We start from the raw sequence: 20,135 nt of genomic DNA, 5'->3' as shown, positions 1-20,135 counted from the left end.
AAGTCCCCCAAATACTTATTTAATCCCTAGAGCCTTGTAAACTGCACTTAATGATACATCATTTTGATACTGGTCTTGAACAACAAGATCAGTTGTTGGCACCCCTTTAGCCCAATCCCGCTTGTTTGCGTAGTCATAAGACATAATGGAGTATCTATCAACGACCTCAGTAAATGTATCGTCGGTATAAATATTGATATCCATCTTAAACTCTGCAGGAAGGTCTTTGAAGGTATAAACTTTACCAAGCGTGATCTTTTCCTTCTTGGTTCCGTACTGGATACCTACAACAGGGTTTTTACCCGGCATCTTAGGAATACTGAAGCTCAAAGTACGAGTTGAGTTATCCCAAGAGAGAGGTTTGAAGATTTGGTTACCGTAAGCAATTTGCTCGTCTGTTGGATTCCAAACTGTTCTATCATCTTCCGTTGACTTGTTTCGGGCTTCTGCCTCGAAACCTAGGGCCTTAAGAACTGCATTAAGAGGCACAATTTTGTTATATTGGTCAACAACGATAATATCGTCAGTTTCAGGTACATCTTTTCTGTTAGTGAAAGAGCTTGGTAGGTTGTCCCTCGAATAAAGATCGTACTTATCGAATGTATAAGTTCCGCCATCCACTTCTCCAAAGATACGAATATTAAGCTTAACACCAGTAGCGCCATCATACTCGTAAAGGGTATCAAGCTTTAATTTTTTTGATTTTTCTCCATTTACCGCAAGACCTGCACTAACTTCTTTACCTTTAACAGAAGGAACCATAACTTTCAAATTCCTAGTTTTAATATCATAGCGGATTTGCTGAAACACTTGAGTTCCGTATTCCCTCTGAGCAGGCATAGGATTCCAAGTAACTGGTTCTATTATGGTCGAAGGTTGTTGTTGATTAACAGATTTTGTATTTTCATTTGCTGAATCAAAACCAAGTGCCTTAAGTACCACACTAAGAGGTACAACGTTCTTGTACTGATCGATTACGATAATATCGTCAGTATTTGGAATTTTTTCCTCTTTCACCCAGCCAGGAAGTCTGTCCCGAGAATAGATGTCATATTTATCGAATGTACCATATCCACCGTCAAGCTCGCCAGAAATACTGATATTCATCTTGATACCCGATGCGTTTTTATATTCGTACAACTTATCTAAGGTAAGAAGCTGAGATTTACCATTATTTACAGAAAGTCCGGCAGTTACTTCCTTACCTTTAACAGAAGGAACCTTAACCTTAAGGTCTTTGCTAGCAATATCGAAGCGAATCAGCTTAAATACTTGCGTAGCGTATTCTTTCTGTTCAGGAGTAGGATTCCAAACGATCACTTGAGTGTCTTTGATATCACTATTAGGATTTTCATACTTCTCTTCGTTTAATGGTGCAGTTCCGACAATTGCAAGCTTTGTTTTAACGTTTTGAATAAAAACTATCGCCTCAGCGCGAGTTAATAAGTCATTTCCTTTATACCCGGCGATACTGCGTTCGGTCTTACCATTTGATAGGCCAGCATCTAATATGTAATGAATGGAATCATTTTCATTATATTTTTTGCCTGATGCATTGGTTAGAAGTTTTGCAACTTGTCCGCGAGTTATCGGTTTGCTTGTATCAGTAACAAGTGTCCAATTGCTTTCTAGGGCATATTTCAAAAGAGGAGAATCCCAAGCTTCTCCCTGCTCTTGTTTGGTTAATTCAACGTTGTAGGCTTTGAGCAGCATAGCAAGAAATTCGGATTGGGTAACGTTCTGATCGGGTCTGTAAGAGCCGTCAGGGTAGCCATTGACGATTTGGTTCTTTAATCCCCAATGAATGGCTGAAAAGCCCCAATGAGCCTCTGATACGTCATTAAAGACAATCTGGTTTTGGATTACTTGTGTTTCGGTAGCTGTCGCTAACATTGGTGCGGTCAGCAGTAGCGCAGACATGCCTAGTGTAATCATTACTTTCTTCATACTTTCCCTCCTGATTTATACAAAATGACATTCTTTACGACATATAATACACGATAGATATATCGTTATAAAGCACGAGTTTATTCGATAACATAGGGGTAAAGCCGTTAGGAGTAATCCCCTTGAAATTAAGTGAAGCAAGAAATAGAAAAAATATTGTCCAAGAAGATATTTCTCATATGATCGATGTTTCTTTAAGATATTACCAACGGTTAGAGAGTGGGAAGTCCATTCCAAGCATTAAAATAGCCTTACGTATATGCAAAATATTAGAGGTTAGCCCGTTTGAAATTGATGAGTGGCAAGATTCCACTAATTAAAGTAACCGTCAGAATGAACTGGCGGTTATTTTATTTTCAATAGCTATCGTAATTCATGATATTCAGATATTTCCACGGACTTTAAGTCACATCCACCTACAAGACACAATAGTATACATCATTTGACCTATTTATCCGATTATCTTTATAGAGGAGTTGTTGACTAGGTTAGGGGTTGTTGTCGTGGATATTCGTTTGGAATTTGGAAAAAGAGTAAGGGAACTTCGCGCCCGTTCAGGGATATCGCAGGAATTGTTGGCTGATCGTGCGGGGCTGGATAGAACGTATATTAGTGGGATAGAACGCGGCGAACGTAATATAAGCCTTGTGAACATCGAGAAGATTGCCGCCGCGCTGAACGTTTCCATAGAATATTTATTTTCGAGTGAACGTTTCTCGACGAATCTGGCATATCTTAAAAAGGATTTTGAAGTTCCCTTCTTGGAACGTTTCAAATTCCATATCGACAACAGTAAAAAGATACTTGCCTTTCAGGTATATGGACTGTTGACTGGCGAAAATGTGGATTATATGTCTAAAACGTTGTTAAGAATCGCCTCCAACTTTTCGGAGGGGGAGTTAAGTATTTTCGTTGATCACCGGGAAATGAAAGCATCAGACGGCGAACCTGTTGTGTATTCCCCAGAAGTAGCCGAGAGAGCTGTTTTGTTTCAGCAAAAAGTAATTTCATACGGTAAACAAGCAGTAGTGCTGTGCAATTCAGAATTTATGGTTCATCAAATGAACTATGTGACAACTATTAGCGGGATACGAGACAAGGCGACACATCTATATGGCAAGGATAAGGATATGATCGGGAAGGCATATGAAATGCTGGATATCAACGGGAATGACCTGATCAAACCATTAAGGTAGGCAGGCATGAAAAGGGAGAGGCATACTCATTGGCCTCTCCCGCTGACAGTCTTATTAATGCTCTTCAGGAAGATGGATGGTAATAACTAAGCCTTCGATAGAATCCGAGCCATAGTCATCAACGCTTACCCAAATCTCCTCAAAAATGCCGGGATACGAATCCACCGATTCGGTTAAGATCGCGTTCCCGTTTTCATCTACTATGTCTACCTTGTCTTTAACGGCAGCGTGTGCAATGAGCAGTTGATCGCCGTTCTCCAAAAAACGACGAAGAGCGGTTTGGTAAAGCATTTCGACTGTAATCGATGGCAGTTCAAAAGCGGCTACTCTACTGGATTGAAGCAATGTCAGGTTTCGATTTTTTGGAGCATTCATCGTGTTCCCCTCTTTACATCATAATTTATATTCAGAGGATTGCTAATTCGTATTACAGGCAGGGAGCTTGCGCTGTTTTCTAAAATTCGCTCTGTGGTATATGCTTGCAAATAGCCGATGCCGTTGTAGCCATCAAACAAGGCATCTTGATCGATCAGGCTGAGAACTTCAAAGAAGGGATGTAGCCATACATCACAGGCGTTGATGAACTGCGGCGAATCGAAGATGCATGTGTCTCTCCAATGAAGCGAGGAAGGAGAATAAGTCCATTCAACAATAACCTCGAAGCGGCAGTTACGGTATTTGCTCTGTTCGCAGAGCAAGTTCAATTGCATTCTTTGAAAGATTTGGTTCGCTAACTGCAAAGCGACGAAAAGGCGGCTGGAAGCTGTGCTCAGCAATTCTGCCCCCGTATTCAACTCTCTTGCCAGCACTTTAAATTTCGGCGAGCGAAGATATTGTTTTCCGTTTATCATAAGGTGAATCTCTCCTCAGGAATAGGTATGGTTGTTGGATTTACAGAGATCAAGGCATGAGAACACCTCACTTTCTTCAAACTCACCTATAGATAAATGCGACTCCCGGTAGTTCTAATTTTTGAAAGGTCAGAGTTCAAAAAGTAAGCATCGATTTCGTAGACCTTTAGCTATTCCGTAGACTCATCGCTAAGTGGAGTAGAGGCTAAAAAAAGAAGAAGCATCGCAATAAAGCGACACTTCTCACTTGGAGTAACACTAAAATAGATCGTTGAGGTCACCGAATTTAGCTAACCCTTCCAACAGCTTTTTTCCTGCCTTGCCGCGTGTCCGCAAGTCGGTAATATTCTTAAAAGGCTGGCTGCGTTCTTGCAGCAGTACGGCAACTTTGGCTTCACCAACTCCGTCCAGAACGGCAAAGGGAGGAACCAGTTTTCTGTCCTGAATCGTGAATTCGGTTGATACGGAATTATAAAGCCGCACCTGATCAAACTCAACGCCGGATTGCCGCGCTTCATAGATCATCTGATTCACTTTGTATTGTTTACGTTCTTTGGCGCTGGCACGGTAGCTCTTCACTCGTTTCCGCTGTCTATGTAGCTTCTCTTCGAGTTCATTCAGCGGCAGAAAGGCGTTTGCCAATAAAAAGTCCTCACGATCAAGCGTCAGGCATACAGCGTAGAAGGCAAGAGGATAATTCAATTTATACCACATGGTTTTTACGGCGTTAATGGCGTAGGCCGCAGCATGTGCTTTCGGAAACAGATAGTTGATTTTACGACAAGCCGCTATATACCATGAAGGCAACCCAGCCTGACGCATTTCGCTCATCCATTCTGGCCGCAATTTTTTGCCCTTCCGCACAGTCTCCATCACTTCAAATGCAACAGTCCTTTCCATTCCCCGGCTTTCTAGCGTCAACATAATATCGTCCCGGCAACTGATCAGTTGCTCCAACGGGAACCCTTGTTCAAACAATTCCTGGGCATTTCCTTCCCAAACGCCTGTGCCGTGTGCCAGACCTGATATCTGTACCAATTCTCCGAACGTTCGCGGTTGAATATCCATCAGCATTTGCCGCGACAGTTCCGTATTGAATTCTCCGATACCTAATGTCCGGCCTTGGGCAAATGCTTGCAGAACCTGAGGGTTAGAAAGGGGAAGGGTATTGGGATGAACCCTGGTCAGCTCATATAGCTTTTTTAGCTTGTAGGGTTCTGTCTGGCCGAGCAAATCCAGCTTGAACAAACCGTGAGCAAGATTCTCTTTGGAGAAGTGCGTTACAACTGGCGCTGTCTTTTTGTTGGAAGGATGATGAACCGGACTGAATGCTTCCATTCGACAGCGAGCAGGGATGATAACCAGCCCTCCGGGATGTTGTCCTGTCGTTGTTTTGATGCCGGTCAAGCCTTGAAGCAAGCGTGCTGTATCGGCAGGATTCAGGTTGGTATTTGCTTTACTCATCGCGTTATAGATGGATTGTTCTTTGGTCGTCGATATCGTGCCGATACGAATGACGCTATCGTTCTCGCCAAAGATGGCGCGTAAATGGTTATGGGCTTGTTCCTGATATTCCTGACTGAAATTCAAGTCAATATCCGGCATTTTCTCTCCTGACAATCCAAGAAAGGTTTCGAACGGGATTTGCTGGCCGTCTCGATGCAATTCCGCTCCGCATAGGCAACGTTTCTCAGGAAGATCGGAGCCGCTGGCGCATAACTCTGAGCGCTCTACATCGCGGCAGTTCGGACAAACATAATGCGGCGGCAGCGGATTAACTTCTGTAATGCCAAGCAGATACGCTACGAGCGACGAACCAACTGAACCACGGGAACCAACGAAATGTCCCTTCGCATTCGCCTCGACCACAATTTGCCGGGCTGCTTCATAGATAACAGCATAGCCGCAGCCAATGATGGCTTGTATCTCGGTTTCAAGCCTTTTGCTAATGAAATCCGGGAGCGGAGTACCGTACCTGTGCTGGGCGTTCTCGTAAGCCTTAGCTCGCACAGTTTCGGCGGCTCCCGGCAGATCGGGAAGCGGCATTTCATCCGGCAGCAAATTAAAATCTTCCACATGCGAGGCTACCTTCAAAGCATTCTCGACAACGGCACGTTGGGCATCGGGCAAGTAATGGAATACCTCCAGCATCTCATCGGTTGAAAGGAAGGGGGCAGCTTCCGGCATAAACACGGGCCTGTTTTTGGAGAGATACGGGCGTAGTTGAATAAACCTGCTGTATAGACCATGATCGTGCTTATTCAGGTGTCGGACACCACCGACAGCAACAAGCAATTTGTTCGCTTGGCTGCATAGCTCGTTCAGACGGCTGTGGAAAGCCTTTGCCTCTTCTTCATCATGAAGGAGGCCATTATCAACAAAAGGTTGGGCATACGGCGAAGGCTCAAGAGTAATGAAATCATAGTCGGCAATTGCTTGTAGTGCGGCTTCCTCGCCATGCTCCATAAAAGCTGTCATTACTTCTCCCGAGAAGCCTGGAGAAGATACTAATAGCCCCTCGCGATACTCGTTGATTACCGCTTTGGGAAGCTGCGGGGCAGCCTTGGTTAGAAAATCGGTATGGGCCAGCGAGAGTAGCCGGTAAAGATGCCGGATTCCCTTCGGATTGATGGCGTACAACGTAACCGGAAATGGATAACCATAAACCTGATTTTTGGTTTGACGATGAAGTTCCGATAGTTCCATGTTCAGCGGCAGCGCTTGAAGCATCTTTCTGAATATCTCCGCAGTTGCCAGCGCGTCAGATTGGGCTTGGTGATGATTTTCAAGAGAAACATCAAGTTGATCGGCCAGAGCCTTTAAGTTGTATGAGGAGAATTCAGGATATAGAAACTTGGCGAGTCCCAACGTGTCAATGACAGGATTGGCGAGAGGAAACATAGCCAAGCTTTGCCGTTTGGCATGAATAAAACGCAAATCAAAGTTGGCGTTATGCGCGACCAGAATCGCATCCCCAATAAAAGCGTCAAAAGCAAGCAAAGCATCTGACAACAAAGGTGCATCCCTCAAATCATTTTCCGTGATGTCGGTCAAAGCTTGAATCGTTTCAGGGATAGCGTGTTTGGCACAAACATACGTTGAAAAGGAATCGACCATTTCGCCGCGTATCACTTTGACGGCTCCAATCTGGATAATGTCATGACGTTCGCTTGAAAGACCGGTTGTTTCAAGATCGAAGATGACATAGCAATCCTCAGACAACTTGCAATTGCGCGGCTGCGGAGCGTAGACCACTGGAAGCGGATTTACGACGGACAGAGTTGCGCCGGCAATCGGTTTGATGCCTGCCCGCCGCGCCTCCTTGAAGAACTCCGGCAAGGCTTGTACAGAGTGAAGATCGGTTAGAGCAACAGCTTCGTGACCGAATTGTTTCGCTTGTTTGACCAGCAATTTGATGTCCACGATGGAAGCGAGAGTAGAAAGCTTAGAGAATACTTGGAGTTCTACCCGTTTAACCGCCGCGCTGTCCACATATTCCAACCCGACGACTTGTTGAAGGCCGGAGAGTTGAAGCTGCAATTGTCCTTGGTAAAGATCGACATTGCCATATATGCGGACAGAGTCATGAAGATGAAATTCGTTCATCAAGGCCTGTGCTTCGTCAGCATCTTTCGTTAAATAAACTGTTGCAAGAGAAGAAATATAATTGGTCAAATATATCGTACAAATATGCCAGTTCCCATCTTTGGAAAGATGCGTTTGTTTGTTCACGATGACTCCGGCGGTGACAACATATTTTTCTCCTTGTCGGAGTTCGTGTAGTTTCCGTACTCCACTTGCGGGAACTGTAATTCCGAATTTGCCCGGCAGTTTTTGATTGTTAAATCGAATCCCCATCGGCTGTATCCTCCATTTTCCGAAAAAAGGCGGATTTATAGCGCTAAATAGTATCCGCCCATTATTGGCATGTTCACGATTTTAGTTATGTTGCATTGTCAAGGAATTAGGGATTAGTTACGTGAGTGTTACATGTAAGGAATCGAATATCCAACATTCACCAATTGTTTGTATCGACTTGTTATAGGGGTGTTCTCAAAATGGAAGGCCGAGGAAAATAGAAGAGCAGAGGATTCGCGGGATATTGGAGAGTAAGTAGGGTGATGCTCAAGAGATGTTCTATACATCTACCTCGATCAAATGGACTTGGAAACGGAAGCCTTTCTGGCTTATAAAACGTTGCAGTTCCGCTGCCCGATGTTCGCTTAATGCAATAATGTCCAGTGGGGCATCGGGAGAAGCTGCGCTAGTGAAATCTTCAATTCGCTGGAATGTCTTGGATACATGGCTCAAATCGTGATCGACGATTAAAGCTTTCGGATTTGGGCCTTTGACCACGCAATCAAGCATTTTGATACTTGGCTGAGCTTCAAGGCCGAGCGTTTCGAAAAATCCGTCTTGTTCGAACGCCCAAACGGTTCGTGCAATGTCCATTTGCAAAAAGCTGCGGCCGCGTGTTTCTAACCCTTGAATACCCAGTTCCTGAACGGCGCGGGAGGTTAATGCAAAAATCTTGTTTTTTCGCTTGTCTACTACACAATCGAGCCAGCCCCACGCTGTTAATTCTCTTGTTGCCTTGTATAAAGCATTCAGAGGACGTTTGTCCGGCATTAGTTTATGGAGAGATGGGACGCTCAGATGTCCCCACTTTGCAATTGCATTCATTACATTGTAATGCAGGGTAAGCAGTTGTCGTTTAATTTTTACCGTTGTTTCGTTTGTCATTTTCGTTTCTCCTTCCCTGATGATATGCCTTCAGTAAATCGGCTGCTCGAAGCATAAAAGCTTGGTACTCTTGCTCCTGTTTGATTTGTTGTTCGGATTTGTTTTTGGTTTTCATCGCTTAAATCCACTCCTCGAAGGCAAGTACGGTTTGAATGAATGGCGAAATGTCGTCATACGCTTTCGGATTCGATGAAGAGATGTGCTGCATATCGGCGGTAAAGCTAGACAGTTGCTCCTCATTGAACAATTCGACTCGCCCGATCAACTTGAACTCATGTTGGTAGACGGTAGCTATACAGCCGATCAAGTCCTTTTGGCCGGAACGAATTGCAGCTGCTTTGGTGTTGAATACGATGCAGGGCTTCAAAGAATCGGCATCAATTTCAATGCGGTCAAAGCAATTACGATTCACATTCAGACGTTTGATGTATTTGCCAAGCTCAAATTTTGTCTTCACAAAATCCCGCTGCTTCACCGTTTCGCCGTGTACCGCGTTAATTTCCCGTCCCGTAAACTCCTTAAAGGCAAACTTACCGACATAGGGGATGGCAATCTCGTTCGTCTGGTTGACCACTTCTTTGAAAATGAGGGAGTCATTGGCGCGAAGAATTCGGGCAATATCATGTTCACTCACGGCAAAGCCCAGTAAATTGAAAAGATGGTTTGACCTTTCGTTAACACTTAGTCTTTGCATGAAGTGCACCCCATAAAAGAATGTATTTTTACATACTTTTATTTTAATCCTTAATCTATATGGAGTCAATTTTAGCACTATTTATAGACCAAGAGAATCATATGCTCCTTTACAGAAGCTTCAAGACAATTGTTGTAATACTTTTGCCCTTTTCAAAGATAAGGTGATTAGCGATAATAGAATTGTAATGACTTTCCAATGAACAATATCATTTGAGTAAATACAACCAACAGTCAAAACGAGGAGGATTTCTATGTCGTACCTAACATTCAATAAGTTGAACAATATGTCTCAGTCGATTCAAAAGTCTCTTAATGAAAATTACCAATTCAGTACTTCAAATACGGTTTTCTTGTCCCATCGTCATGATGACGAGCAGGAAGTAAAACAAGCAGTAGGTTTTTTGGCGCAATTCGGCCAAAGAACTTATGTTGACTGGCTTGACCATAGTATGCCTAGCCAGACATCGTCTGAGACGGCTCAGAAGCTGAAACAAAGAATCAACCGCTCTAATAAATTTGTACTGCTGGCGACACCAGGGAGTATTCGATCAATTTGGATACCATGGGAGCTTGGGCTAGCCGATGGTGTAAAGGGTCTAAATAAAATTGCAATTCTTCCGCTTGTGAAAAATGAAGGAACATGGGACGAGCGAGAATACTATGGGATCTACAACTATATTGAACAATCATATGATGGCAACTGGTATGTTATAAAACAAGGGGAATCACGAGGGGTTCATTTAGCCAATTGGTTTGAATCTTGAATTTGAGGAGGATGAAACTGGTGAGCAAAGAAATAGCGGAGTTTCTGAAAACTTTTAAAACTGCTATTGAGGAGTCTAATGCGGCTGTATTTGCGGGCGCAGGATTGTCTAAACCTGCGGGATTCGTGAACTGGAAGGAACTGCTTCGAGATATCGCTGAAGAAATCAATTTAAATATTGATAAAGAAAGTGACCTTATAGCAGTAGCGCAGTACCATGTTAATGAGAACGGTGGAAACAGAGGGAAAATAAATCAGGCATTAATTGACGAATTTACAAAGGATGCCGAAATCACCGAAAATCATAAAATTTTAGCAAGGCTGCCTATAGATACATATTGGACAACCAACTATGATGATCTAATCGAGGAAGCCTTGAAGATTGAAGGAAAAAGAATCGACTCGAAAATAACGACCGAAAACTTAGCGGTAACAAAACCGAATAGTGATGCCAAGATTTATAAAATGCATGGGGATATTTCATTGCCTCATGAAGCCGTTTTAACTAAAGATGATTATGAAAATTACAACAACAAGCGGCAGTTATTTACAACGGCTCTTCAAGGAGACCTCGTTTCAAAAACAATGTTGTTTATTGGATTTAGTTTTGATGATCCCAACTTGGAATATATTTTGAGTCGTATAAGAATCCTATTGGGTCAGAATCAACGCACCCATTATTGTTTTATGAAGCAAGTGCAACGAGGTGATTTCAAGGAAGAGTCGGACTTTTTATATGCTGAGATAAAGCAGAAGTTAAAAGTGAATGATCTGAAAAGATATAGCATTAAAGTGCTATTGGTAAATCAATATGAGGATATTACGGCCATACTCAAGGAAGTGGAACAGCAATATAAGAGAAGAAATTTATTTGTATCCGGTAGTGCTTCTAACTATGGAAATTGGGGAGAGCAGCGCTGCTTAGAGTTCGCAAGTAACCTCAGTAAAGCAATAATCCAAAACGGGAACAATATTGTAACTGGTTTTGGTCTCGGAGTTGGCAGTTGTGTAATCTCGGGTGCGTTGGAAGAAATCTATAAAACGAGAAGTCAGCGGGTTGAAGATCGTCTGATTTCGAGACCTTTTCCTCAAAATACAACTGGTCAAATCCCTATAAAGGAATTATGGACTAAACACAGAAATAACATGATTCAAAACGTTGGGATTTCCATTTTTATGTTTGGTAATAAAATTGATGCTTTATCAGGTGCCTTAATGGAAGCAAATGGCATGATTGAAGAGTTCGAAATAAGCGTGAATCACGGCGCAATACCCATTCCCATTGGTGCGACCGACTTTACTGCTAAAAAAATATGGGAGACTGTTATAAGTGATTTTGACCGCTATGTTCCCGAGGCTGGGCTAAAAGATAAATATCAGTTACTGGGCGATGTGAATCAGACTGATGAAGCATTGATTAACACTGTAATTGAAATTGTGAATATGCTTGAAAAAAGAAAAAGGCAATAAAGAGGGAGGCTCAGGTATGGCACGTAAAACATTCATTTCTTATAAGTACAGCGAAGCTCAACATACAAGAGATCGAATAATTAAGGCTCTTGGCACAGATGCTCGTTATTATCAAGGTGAAACCAGTACTTCACCTAATTTGACAGACAGAAAGACAGAAACCATTAAAAATCATCTTAAGAGCATGATTTTTGATACTTCGGTAACTATTGTTGTTATCTCTCCAAATATGAAGCAGAGTAACTGGATTGACTGGGAGATTGAATACTCTTTGAAGGAGATTACTAGGGAAGACAGAACGTCAAGAAGTAATGGCATTGTAGGTGTAATCCAAAAAGATTATTATTTTGGAGGGTATGGGTGGATTCTTAGTTCAGTTACAAATTCTGATGGCTGCAAGTCAAGAAGCATTGATGAAAGTAAGTTATATGAGATTATCATCAAGAATCGTACAAACCAAAAAAATCCCGTATATGCTTGCCTGAATTGCCAAAGTGTAGATTCTCTAAATGGCTCGTATATCTCCTTGGTAACTGAAGATGATTTTGTCGCAAGTCCAGATACGTATATCGAAAATGCGTATGAGAAGAGTAAACGGATTAATGATTTCGAAATTACAAAAACGATTAAAACTCAACAAAATTGGTGGTCACCGTGGTGAATCAATACATTATAACTTAAACAAAAAGCTGCGTTATGAAAATCCTCATAACCAGCTTTTTGCGATATCTGCTATTGAAATTGGTCATTTCACCCGCTACAATTGATATACCGAACAACGTGGTAAATGAATAGTAATTAACTCTATAATACACTCATACTCCTACACCGTAGGCATCCGTGCCGTAACCTCCATCGACGGGATGACAGCCGACTGGGCGCGTATTCCGTGGGACGTGCTGGAGAAAATCTCCGTGCGGATCGTAAATGAAGTCGACAACGTGAACCGCGTCGTGTACGACATTACGTCGAAGCCGCCGGCTACCATCGAGTGGGAATAGCCCGCTGAGCCAAACGAGAAACGCCCTTTGCCAGACGGTTTCGTCGGGCAAAGGGCGTTTTTGATGTTGGAAATCAGGCTGCTCAGCCGAGATCATGCATCCGCACGAGCAGGACGGACGCTTCCGCGCGCGTCGTCGCCGCGGACGGCTCGAAGCGGTTGCCGTCGCGGCCGTCGATCAGCCCTTTTTGGCGGATGCCGTTCAGAGCCGGGATCGCCCAGGCCGGGATCGCGGCGTCGTCGGCGAACGTAGTGCGGCCGTCCGCCGGCTGCTGCAGGCCGAGAGCCGCTCCGACCATCGCCGCCATCTCGGCGCGCGTGACGAGCGCGTTCGGCTTGAAGCTGCCGTCGGCATAGCCTTTGACGATGCCGAGCTGCTTGGCCTGCGCGACGGCCGTCTGCGCCCACTCGCCGATCGAGGCGGCGTCGGCGAACGGCTCGCCCTCGACGGCCGGCTGCACGTTCAGCGCGTTCATCAGCATGACGGCGAACTCGGCGCGGGTGACCGGCTTGTCGGGGCCGAACGTGCCGTCGGGATAACCGGCGGCGATGCCGTAGGAGGCGGCCCGCTTGACCGGCTCCTCGGCCCAGTGGCCGGTCAGGTCGCTGGCGGCGAGCTCCGGAGCCGGAGCGGCCGGCTCGACCGTGCCGGAGGCGGGCACGTCCTGCGTGCCGATCGTCTGGAACCATCCTTTGACGGTATCATAGTCGGAGCTGAACGCCAGCGCGAGCGTCAGCAGGATGCGCGCATGCTGGGCGTTCAGGCTGTCGCCGGCGATGATGCCCGGCGTATTGCCCTGGTACATCGTGCCGGAGCCGGTGCGCGTCGTCGTGACGAACAGCACGCCTTTTTTAATCGCCTCGGCACGGGCGGCGCTCATTTCCGCGGACAGGCCGCCGGCGCCGGTGCCGGCGGTGACGATGCCTTTGACGCCGTCCAGGGCGAACTGCTTGATCGCGCCTCCGCCCGCGCCTTGGTAGGCATAGGCGATCTCGACGGCCGGGAAGTTGCTCTTGGCGATCGACGTCAGGTCGAACGGCGTGCGCCACTGCGGCGTGCCGGACGCCATCGCCCGCGCGGTGAGGCGGTAGAGGCTGATGTTCTTCTCGTCGATGTAGCCGAGCGCGCCGAGCGCCGGCGTCTCGAACGTATCCATCCGGTGGGCGTTCGACTTCGTCACGTCACGCGCCGTCTGGATGACGTCGTTCAGCATGACGACGGTGCCGTAGCCCTTCGTCTTGCCGCTGCCGGCGAGCTTGATCGCGTTGTACAGGTTGGCCGGCCCGTCGGTGCCGATGACGTCCCACGGACGCATCGCGCCGGTGACGACGACCGGCTTTTCGCTGCGCACGGTCAGGTCGAGGAAGTAGGCGATCTCCTCCATCGTGTCGGTGCCGGTCGTCACGACCGCGCCGTCGTACTTCTCCAGCGCGGCGTCCACCGTCTGCGACAGGTCGTACAGGTCCTGCAGGCTGTAGCTGCCGGATCCCTTGTTGCCGAATTGCGCCGTCTCGACGTCGGCAATCTTCTCCTTGCCGGGCAGCTGCGCGACGAGGTCCTCCATGAGGTAGGTGCCGGCGCGGTAGTTCTGGAAGCTCGTCCCGTCCGCCGCCTTGCCGGCCAGCGTGCCGCCGGTGGCGACGACGATGACGTCAGGCAGCTCGGAGGTGTGAAAAGCCTCCGGCACGGCGGGAATCTCCACCGTCGGCGCGAACGGATTGGCGCTGATCGCCGCGGCCTCGGCGGCCGCAGCGGCAGGGACGGGGCCGGACGCCGCGAAGGCGCCGGCGGCAAGGGAGAGCATCGCCGCGAGAGCGGCGGAGCGTTTGAGCGTGGTCAGCAAGGTAGCCATTGGTCTTGTCCTCCTTTATTCCGCTGCGCTGGCGGTGCTGGCGGCGTTGGCCGCGCCCGTGCCATAGTCGGCGAACCAGCCCTTGATCGTGTCGAAGTCGCTGGAGAAGGCGAGGCCGAGCAGCAGCAGGATGCGCGCGTGCTGGGCGTTCAGGCTGTCGCCGGCGATGATGCCGGGCGAGCTTCCCGGATACATCGTGCCGGAGCCGGTGCGGGTCGTCGTGACGAACAGCACGCCTTTTTTGATCGCTTCGGACCGCGCCGCGCTCATCGCCGACGACAATCCGCCCGCGCCGGTGCCGGCAGTGACGATGCCTTTGGCGCCGTCCTTGACGAAGCCGTTGATCGCGCCTGCTCCTGCCGCTTGATACACATAGGCGACTTCCACCTTCGGCAGCGCCTCGGGCGCGATCCGGGTCAGGTCGAACGGCGTCTTCCAGGCGGCGGTGCCGGCTTTTCCGGCTCGTCCCGGCGCGCGGTAGATGCGGATGTTCTTCTCGTCGATGTAGCCGAGTGCTCCGAGCATCGGCGTTTCGAACGTGTCCATCCGATGCGAGTTGCTCTTCGTCACGTCGCGCGCCGCGTGGATGTAGTCGTTCAGCATGAGGACGGTTCCGAACGAGGTCGTCTTGCCGCTGCCGGCAAGCTTGATCGCGTTGAACAGGTTGGCCGGCCCGTCGGTGCCGATGACGTCCCACGGCCGCATCGCGCCGGTGACGACGACCGGCTTTTCGCTGCGTACGGTCAGATCGAGGAAGTAGGCGATCTCCTCCATCGTATCGGTGCCCGTCGTGACGACGGCGCCGTCGTAGATGCGGAGCGCCTCGTCGACCGCTAGCGACAGCTCCCGCAGCTCCGGAATCGTGTAGCCGCCGGAGCCTTTATTGCCGAATTGGTAGGTCGACACGTCGGCGAGCTGGTTTTTGCCGGGCAGCTGCTTGACGAGATCGGCGATCAGGTAGGTGCCGGCCCGATAGCTTTGGAAGCTGGTCGGGGCGTTCGCCTTGCCGGCGAGCGTGCCTCCGGTGCCGATGACGATGACGTTCGGCAGCGGCGACGATTTCGCGGCTTGCGGCAGCGGCGGAATTTTCGCCGCTTCGGCGGCGCTTGCGCGCGGCGCTCCGAAGGCAGCCAGCAAGCTGGCCAGCAGCGAGACGGCGAGGGCGTAGACGAGCAGGCGCTTGGGGGATAAGGATGCAGACATCAGACAAGTTCCTCCACTCCATGTAATAGTAGTTGACGCCATCAGTCTATTAAATGTCAAGAAAGTTTACAAGATAGACGATTGGAAGCAGGTGCCCTTCCGTCCGTTGTGGTTGGAAGTTTATTTCACGGAAGAATTCATGACATTATGGCTGTTGAAAGGATGAATTGGACAGTTTCTTCCAAATCCATCAAAAAAGGGCGGGTATGCTTCTCGGCAGCCTGCTCGAGCAACAGGCTTTCTTTTTTGCAAGGACGGAACAACGGCTCGGCATCGGCCGGCCGTTCCTTTTTTGCATCAGCTTCATTATGGTAAAATTTAAGCGAATTTCGGACGAAAAAAATTTCTCCTGTCCGCAGCGTCAGGGTTTTTTTGCAAAGCGATCGAACGAAGGAGCCATCATCCCGACATGAATCCACCTGCTTCCGCCAGTCCATTCCTCGAGCCGCCCGAGCGGCTCGTCAGCTACCGGCTGCTCGTGCTGCTCGCCGTCGTCGTCACGGCCGGAGCGAGCCAGGGGCTGCTGCTGCCGCTGCTCGCGATTCTGCTCGAGCGCGCGGGCGTGCCCGAGGACGTCAACGGCCTCAACTCGATGGCGCTGTACATCGGGACGTTCTCGACGATGTTCTTCATCGAGCGACCGGTGCGGCGCTTCGGCTTCAAGGCCGTCATCGTGACGGGCATCGTGCTCATCACCGCCGCCACGCTGCTGTTCCCGCTGACGGCGGGCTCGCTGACGGCGTGGTTCCTGCTGCGCCTCGTCATCGGCGTCGGCGACAGCGGCATGCATTTCGCCACCCAGCTCTGGATGGTCAGCCGCGCGCCGGCGAGCCGCCGCGGCACCTTCATCTCGCTGTACGGCATGTCCTACGGCGTCGGCTTCAGCATCGGTCCGCTCGGCATCAACCTGCTGCATTTCGGCGAAGCGGCGCCGTTCCTCGTCAGCGCCGGGCTGTACGCCGTCGTGCTGCTGCTCGCGCTCGGCCTGCCGGCTAAGGATCGGCCGGAAGCGGCCGAGCCGGGCGAGGCGACGGGCGCCGCGCGCTACCTGAAGGTGTATCGGATCGCCTGGTACGCGCTGCTGCCGGCGATGCTGTACGGCATCATGGAAGCGTCGATGAACAGCAGCTTCCCGCTGTACGGCACGCAGATCGGCCTTGGCCGCGAAGCGATCAGCGCGCTGCTGCCGGCGCTCGGCCTCGGCGGCCTGCTGCTGCAGCTGCCGCTCGGCTCGCTCAGCGACCGGATCGGCCGTCTGCCCGTGCTGATCGGCTGCGGGCTCGGAGGCGGCGTGCTGTTCGCCTGCATCCCGGCCGCGGGCGACAGCGTCGTCCTCGTCGCCGCGCTGCTGGCGCTGGCCGGCGGCCTCGTCGGCTCGTTCTTCTCGCTCGGCCTCGCTTATGCGGCCGACCAGCTGCCGCGCCATCTGCTGCCGGGAGCGAACGTGCTCGCCTCGATCCATTTCTCCGTCGGCAGCATCGCCGGTCCGGTCGTCGGCGGCTTCGGCCTCCGGTACGGCGCGGCCGGCAGCCTGTTCTGGCTGCTGGGCGGAGCGTTCCTGCTGTTCGGCATGATCGGGCTGGCGCTCGCGCGCCTGCGTCCTCCGGCCGCGGCCGCGGACGCCGAGCGCTGACGCTTTTTCCCGGATGTTGGATAATGTTCGGAAAATAAGCCGAAAATCAAAGAGATCGGTTGACTTATGTCGAAAATGAAGGTAAATTAGTTACGTTCTGATTGATATCCAACGCAACTTTCGTATAATTCCGGGGATCGGCCCGGAAGTCTCTACTCGGTCACCGTAAATGACCAGGCTACGAAAGTTCGGAGCGGAAGCCGCTTGCGCCCCGCTCGCTGTCGCCTTCATCGTCCGGCTGTTGCCGGCCGTCGGGGCGGCAGGGAGCGGAGCCGGGACCATTTCCGCTCCGGACGATCCGGGAGAGACGCTTCCGGCAGCTGCCCGCCAGCTGCCGCGCGCTCTCCTTTTTGCTTTTCCGAAAGCAAGGCCCGAGGCCGCTCCCGCGAAGGGAGCGCCTCGGGCGCCAGCCAATCCAACTGTCCAGGGGGGACAAGCAGCATGGAGCGCTTCTTCAAGCTCAAGGAAAACGGCACCACCATCCGCACCGAAATCATGGCCGGCCTCACGACGTTCATGACGATGGCCTACATCCTGGCCGTCAACCCGAGCATCCTCTCGGCGTCCGGCCTGAGCTGGACCGCAGTGTTCCTCGCGACTGCGCTGGCGGCAGGCATCTTCACGATCGCGATGGGCCTGTTCGTCAACTTCCCGGTCGCGCTCGCGCCGGGCATGGGCCTCAACGCCTACTTCGCCGCCACCATCATCGCCTCGCAGGGGACGGGCAATCCGATCTCGCCGGCGATGGGCCTGACCGCTGTCTTCATCTCCGGGATCATCTTCCTCATCCTGACGGTGACGCAGATCCGCCAGATGCTCATCACCGCTGTGCCGGACAGCCTCAAGCACGCGATCACGGTCGGCATCGGCCTGTTCATCGCCGTCGTCGGCCTCAAGAACAGCGGCATCATGACGATTGCCGCCGAGACTGCGGTCACCGACGTCGAAAAAGGCACTTTCACCAACCTGCTCAGCTTCGAGACGGTCATCCACATGGGCGACATCCATAACCCGTCCGTCTACCTGACGATCCTCGGCCTGCTGCTCATCGCCGTGCTGATGGTGCTGCGCGTGCCGGCCGCGTTCCTGTGGGGCATCCTCGGCACGACGCTCGTCGCCTGGCTCACGGGCAACCTGCCGACGATGGCGGAGAACCCGACGTGGCTGCCGGACTTCGGCGAGCTCAACTTCTGGCACTTCGACTTCGCCGGCGTCATGCAGGTCGGCCTCATCACCGTCGTGCTCACGTTCACGTTCGTCGAGCTGTTCGACACGTTCGGCACGCTCGTCGGCACGGCCAACCGCGCCGGCTTCATGAAAAATCCCGAGGAAGGCAAGAAGCGCGTCGGCAAAGCGATGTTCGTCGATGCGGTCGGCGTCAGCGGCGGCGCGATGCTCGGCACGAGCACCGTCACGGCCTTCGTCGAAAGCTCCTCCGGCATCGCCCAGGGCGGCCGCACCGGCCTGACGGCCGTCACGACCGGCATCTGCTTCCTGCTGTCGATCTTCCTCGCTCCGCTCGTGGCGCTCATCCCGGGCTCCGCGACGGCGGCGGCGCTCATCCTCGTCGGCCTGCTCATGATGCAGTCCGTCAAGGAGATCGACTTCCAGGACATGGTCTACGCCGTTCCTTCGTTCTTCATCATCATCATGATGCCGTTCACGTACAACATCGCCAACGGCATCAGCTTCGGCATCGTGTCGTACGTCCTGCTCGCCCTGCTGGCCAACCTGATCGGCAAAGCCGGCAAGAAATACAACATCCATCCGCTCATGTGGATCCTCGCCTTGCTGATCGTGCTCCGCTACCTGTACCTCGGAGCGGGCTGATCCCGTTCGGGTCCGCCGCCCTTCCCGCTCTACGCGGGAAAGACGGCGGACCCCGGCCTGCGGCATGCAGCAGCCGCCTCTCGCGCCATTCGGCGTGCGGAGGCGGCTTTTTTGTTTTGGCGCACGGTCCATATGTTTCCAGGTGGTGGGGGTCGGGTAAGGATGGAGACGATGGGATGGATTTATACCTATTCGATCTCGGACTGAACGTGGGTCGCTCCAACGAGATGGAAACCTGGACGAGCACGAAGTCCGAGTTCGAGAGCAACGTTGGCGGAAATCGTCACATGACGGAATTCGAGTTCAAGACTTCTCAGTCGAGCGAAAGTAGCTTCGACCTCGGCCTGAATGCGGACAAATCCTCTTCGTACGAGAAGTGGAGCCGCGATTCGGAAGGCTACAATCACAGCAAGGACCTTGCTGAAGGAGGTCAAGGAATGGAGTCCGGCGCCAATGCGAACTCGATCGAGTCTTCGGTCGAGCGTGCAAGTAAAGGCAGCCTCGATCTCAGACTTGATCTGAACCTACATGCTTCCTCGGCATCGGATTTCTTCCGCTCTGCCAATAGCCGCTCAATCGCGTAACCTTCCTCCATGTGGGAAGAGCCATTGAAACACGGAATGAAAGCAGGCCATTCGGCTCCAGCGGAGCTGAATGGCCTGCTTTTTGCTTTGATAGTGGATAGTTAAAATGAATTAACTAGATAGCGCGAGTTTAGATGACTTGATTTAAAAGTACATCGACTGATTTGATTTGCGAATTGATGGAACTGGTAAAATTATTTGAAATAAAATTTTTAATAGTTTTAATAATACAAAATATCAAATTAATAGATTTAATCATTATAATGAACTATTATGTATATTGTTGTAATATAAAGGATTTGATTTGATGAAAAGGGGAGGGTTGGTTCTGATTTGTTGATTCAATAAAAAATGGGGAGGTTCTTT

Annotated in this window: 18 protein-coding genes, 1 pseudogene and 1 riboswitch; of the genes and pseudogenes, 9 read left to right on the top strand and 10 right to left on the bottom strand. The window is 50.3% G+C overall.

The window, feature by feature from the left end:
* Positions 1 to 15: 15 nt before the first annotated feature.
* Positions 16 to 1,947, bottom strand: a complete 1,932-nt coding sequence (locus GE073_RS21510; protein WP_153784316.1) for an S-layer homology domain-containing protein — start codon at positions 1,945 to 1,947, stop codon at positions 16 to 18.
* A 122-nt stretch (positions 1,948 to 2,069) separates the two neighbouring features.
* Here GE073_RS21510 and GE073_RS21505 point away from each other — a divergent pair, with 122 nt between their 5' ends.
* Together GE073_RS21505 and GE073_RS21500 are read left to right on the top strand one after the other, a co-directional pair.
* Positions 2,070 to 2,267 carry a helix-turn-helix transcriptional regulator gene (locus tag GE073_RS21505; protein ID WP_153784315.1) on the top strand — a complete coding sequence of 66 codons (198 nt, stop codon included), beginning with the start codon at positions 2,070 to 2,072 and terminating at the stop codon, positions 2,265 to 2,267.
* A gap of 183 nt (positions 2,268 to 2,450) precedes the next feature.
* Positions 2,451 to 3,143: a helix-turn-helix domain-containing protein gene (locus GE073_RS21500; protein WP_153784314.1), complete on the top strand. Its 693-nt coding sequence runs from the start codon at positions 2,451 to 2,453 to the stop codon at positions 3,141 to 3,143.
* A gap of 54 nt (positions 3,144 to 3,197) precedes the next feature.
* On the opposite strand, the gene GE073_RS21495 is transcribed toward GE073_RS21500, so the two are convergent.
* From GE073_RS21495 to GE073_RS21470, 6 genes are all read right to left on the bottom strand, one after another.
* Complete coding sequence (locus GE073_RS21495) at positions 3,198 to 3,518, bottom strand: hypothetical protein (RefSeq protein ID WP_153784313.1); 321 nt, start codon at positions 3,516 to 3,518, stop codon at positions 3,198 to 3,200.
* On the bottom strand, positions 3,515 to 3,994 hold the full coding sequence (locus GE073_RS21490; protein WP_153784312.1) for a hypothetical protein: 480 nt from the start codon (positions 3,992 to 3,994) through the stop codon (positions 3,515 to 3,517). The genes GE073_RS21495 and GE073_RS21490 overlap by 4 nt, the downstream gene beginning before the upstream one ends.
* Positions 3,995 to 4,252: 258 nt before the next feature.
* The gene (locus tag GE073_RS21485; protein WP_153784311.1) at positions 4,253 to 7,852 is read right to left on the bottom strand and encodes a PolC-type DNA polymerase III; all 3,600 of its coding nucleotides are present in this window, start codon (positions 7,850 to 7,852) and stop codon (positions 4,253 to 4,255) included.
* A 279-nt stretch (positions 7,853 to 8,131) separates the two neighbouring features.
* Entirely contained in the window at positions 8,132 to 8,737 is a 606-nt protein-coding gene (locus tag GE073_RS21480; RefSeq protein WP_153784310.1) for a hypothetical protein, read from the bottom strand.
* A complete protein-coding gene (locus GE073_RS21475; RefSeq protein ID WP_153784309.1) occupies positions 8,709 to 8,852 on the bottom strand; it encodes a hypothetical protein in 144 nt (47 codons plus the stop codon). Before GE073_RS21475 ends, GE073_RS21480 begins: the two co-directional genes overlap by 29 nt.
* A 3-nt stretch (positions 8,853 to 8,855) precedes the next feature.
* Positions 8,856 to 9,431 (bottom strand): hypothetical protein, encoded by a 576-nt coding sequence (locus GE073_RS21470; RefSeq protein ID WP_153784308.1) that lies wholly within the window; start codon positions 9,429 to 9,431, stop codon positions 8,856 to 8,858.
* 253 nt (positions 9,432 to 9,684) lie between these two features.
* Here GE073_RS21470 and GE073_RS21465 point away from each other — a divergent pair, with 253 nt between their 5' ends.
* The 4 genes and pseudogenes from GE073_RS21465 to GE073_RS21450 form a co-directional block, all read left to right on the top strand.
* The gene (locus GE073_RS21465; RefSeq protein ID WP_153784307.1) at positions 9,685 to 10,197 is read left to right on the top strand and encodes a toll/interleukin-1 receptor domain-containing protein; all 513 of its coding nucleotides are present in this window, start codon (positions 9,685 to 9,687) and stop codon (positions 10,195 to 10,197) included.
* Between the two features lie 11 nt (positions 10,198 to 10,208).
* A complete protein-coding gene (locus tag GE073_RS21460) occupies positions 10,209 to 11,666 on the top strand; it encodes an SIR2 family protein (protein WP_153784306.1) in 1,458 nt (485 codons plus the stop codon).
* Between the two features lie 16 nt (positions 11,667 to 11,682).
* Positions 11,683 to 12,327, top strand: coding sequence for a TIR domain-containing protein (locus tag GE073_RS21455; RefSeq protein WP_153784305.1), 645 nt, complete (start codon positions 11,683 to 11,685; stop codon positions 12,325 to 12,327).
* A 154-nt stretch (positions 12,328 to 12,481) separates the two neighbouring features.
* A pseudogene (locus GE073_RS21450) lies at positions 12,482 to 12,667 on the top strand (GMP synthase (glutamine-hydrolyzing)); the annotation flags it as partial.
* Positions 12,668 to 12,749: 82 nt separating this feature from the next.
* Here GE073_RS21450 and GE073_RS25985 read toward each other — a convergent pair.
* From GE073_RS25985 to GE073_RS21435, 3 genes are all read right to left on the bottom strand, one after another.
* The gene (locus GE073_RS25985) at positions 12,750 to 14,519 is read right to left on the bottom strand and encodes an asparaginase domain-containing protein (RefSeq protein ID WP_153784304.1); all 1,770 of its coding nucleotides are present in this window, start codon (positions 14,517 to 14,519) and stop codon (positions 12,750 to 12,752) included.
* A 15-nt stretch (positions 14,520 to 14,534) separates the two neighbouring features.
* Positions 14,535 to 15,722 carry an asparaginase gene (locus GE073_RS21440; RefSeq protein WP_194843438.1) on the bottom strand — a complete coding sequence of 396 codons (1,188 nt, stop codon included), beginning with the start codon at positions 15,720 to 15,722 and terminating at the stop codon, positions 14,535 to 14,537.
* 137 nt (positions 15,723 to 15,859) lie between these two features.
* Positions 15,860 to 16,159 carry a hypothetical protein gene (locus tag GE073_RS21435; protein WP_153784302.1) on the bottom strand — a complete coding sequence of 100 codons (300 nt, stop codon included), beginning with the start codon at positions 16,157 to 16,159 and terminating at the stop codon, positions 15,860 to 15,862.
* On the opposite strand from GE073_RS21435, the gene GE073_RS21430 reads away from it, so the two are divergent.
* From GE073_RS21430 to GE073_RS21420, 3 genes are all read left to right on the top strand, one after another.
* A complete protein-coding gene (locus GE073_RS21430) occupies positions 16,132 to 17,355 on the top strand; it encodes an MFS transporter (RefSeq protein ID WP_153784301.1) in 1,224 nt (407 codons plus the stop codon). The two genes, GE073_RS21435 and GE073_RS21430, sit on opposite strands and share 28 nt — an antisense overlap.
* Positions 17,356 to 17,455: 100 nt before the next feature.
* Positions 17,456 to 17,556, top strand: a riboswitch (purine riboswitch).
* Between the two features lie 240 nt (positions 17,557 to 17,796).
* Entirely contained in the window at positions 17,797 to 19,185 is a 1,389-nt protein-coding gene (locus tag GE073_RS21425) for an NCS2 family permease (protein WP_153784300.1), read from the top strand.
* 176 nt (positions 19,186 to 19,361) lie between these two features.
* Complete coding sequence (locus GE073_RS21420; RefSeq protein WP_153784299.1) at positions 19,362 to 19,769, top strand: hypothetical protein; 408 nt, start codon at positions 19,362 to 19,364, stop codon at positions 19,767 to 19,769.
* Positions 19,770 to 20,135 lie beyond the last annotated feature (366 nt).

Source organism: Paenibacillus sp. B01, from assembly GCF_009649995.1.
In the GTDB taxonomy this organism is placed as follows: domain Bacteria; phylum Bacillota; class Bacilli; order Paenibacillales; family Paenibacillaceae; genus Paenibacillus_O; species Paenibacillus_O pasadenensis.
The sequence above is the reverse complement of the archived record's forward strand: the minus strand, read 5'-3'. Positions and strand labels throughout refer to the sequence as shown.

Excerpts from the sequence above, each read along its gene's own strand:
- GE073_RS21495 (WP_153784313.1), bottom strand. The coding sequence starts at position 3,518 with ATGAATGCTCCAAAAAATCGAAACCTGACATTGCTTCAATCCAGTAGA.
- GE073_RS21485 (WP_153784311.1), bottom strand. The coding sequence starts at position 7,852 with ATGGGGATTCGATTTAACAATCAAAAACTGCCGGGCAAATTCGGAATT.
- GE073_RS21510 (WP_153784316.1), bottom strand. The coding sequence starts at position 1,947 with ATGAAGAAAGTAATGATTACACTAGGCATGTCTGCGCTACTGCTGACC.
- GE073_RS21430 (WP_153784301.1), top strand. The coding sequence starts at position 16,132 with ATGAATCCACCTGCTTCCGCCAGTCCATTCCTCGAGCCGCCCGAGCGG.
- GE073_RS21470 (WP_153784308.1), bottom strand. The coding sequence starts at position 9,431 with ATGCAAAGACTAAGTGTTAACGAAAGGTCAAACCATCTTTTCAATTTA.
- GE073_RS21435 (WP_153784302.1), bottom strand. The coding sequence starts at position 16,159 with ATGGACTGGCGGAAGCAGGTGGATTCATGTCGGGATGATGGCTCCTTC.
- GE073_RS21420 (WP_153784299.1), top strand. The coding sequence starts at position 19,362 with ATGGATTTATACCTATTCGATCTCGGACTGAACGTGGGTCGCTCCAAC.
- GE073_RS25985 (WP_153784304.1), bottom strand. The coding sequence starts at position 14,519 with ATGGCTACCTTGCTGACCACGCTCAAACGCTCCGCCGCTCTCGCGGCG.
- GE073_RS21460 (WP_153784306.1), top strand. The coding sequence starts at position 10,209 with ATGAAACTGGTGAGCAAAGAAATAGCGGAGTTTCTGAAAACTTTTAAA.
- GE073_RS21490 (WP_153784312.1), bottom strand. The coding sequence starts at position 3,994 with ATGATAAACGGAAAACAATATCTTCGCTCGCCGAAATTTAAAGTGCTG.
- GE073_RS21465 (WP_153784307.1), top strand. The coding sequence starts at position 9,685 with ATGTCGTACCTAACATTCAATAAGTTGAACAATATGTCTCAGTCGATT.
- GE073_RS21440 (WP_194843438.1), bottom strand. The coding sequence starts at position 15,722 with ATGTCTGCATCCTTATCCCCCAAGCGCCTGCTCGTCTACGCCCTCGCC.
- GE073_RS21425 (WP_153784300.1), top strand. The coding sequence starts at position 17,797 with ATGGAGCGCTTCTTCAAGCTCAAGGAAAACGGCACCACCATCCGCACC.
- GE073_RS21455 (WP_153784305.1), top strand. The coding sequence starts at position 11,683 with ATGGCACGTAAAACATTCATTTCTTATAAGTACAGCGAAGCTCAACAT.
- GE073_RS21480 (WP_153784310.1), bottom strand. The coding sequence starts at position 8,737 with ATGACAAACGAAACAACGGTAAAAATTAAACGACAACTGCTTACCCTG.
- GE073_RS21475 (WP_153784309.1), bottom strand. The coding sequence starts at position 8,852 with ATGAAAACCAAAAACAAATCCGAACAACAAATCAAACAGGAGCAAGAG.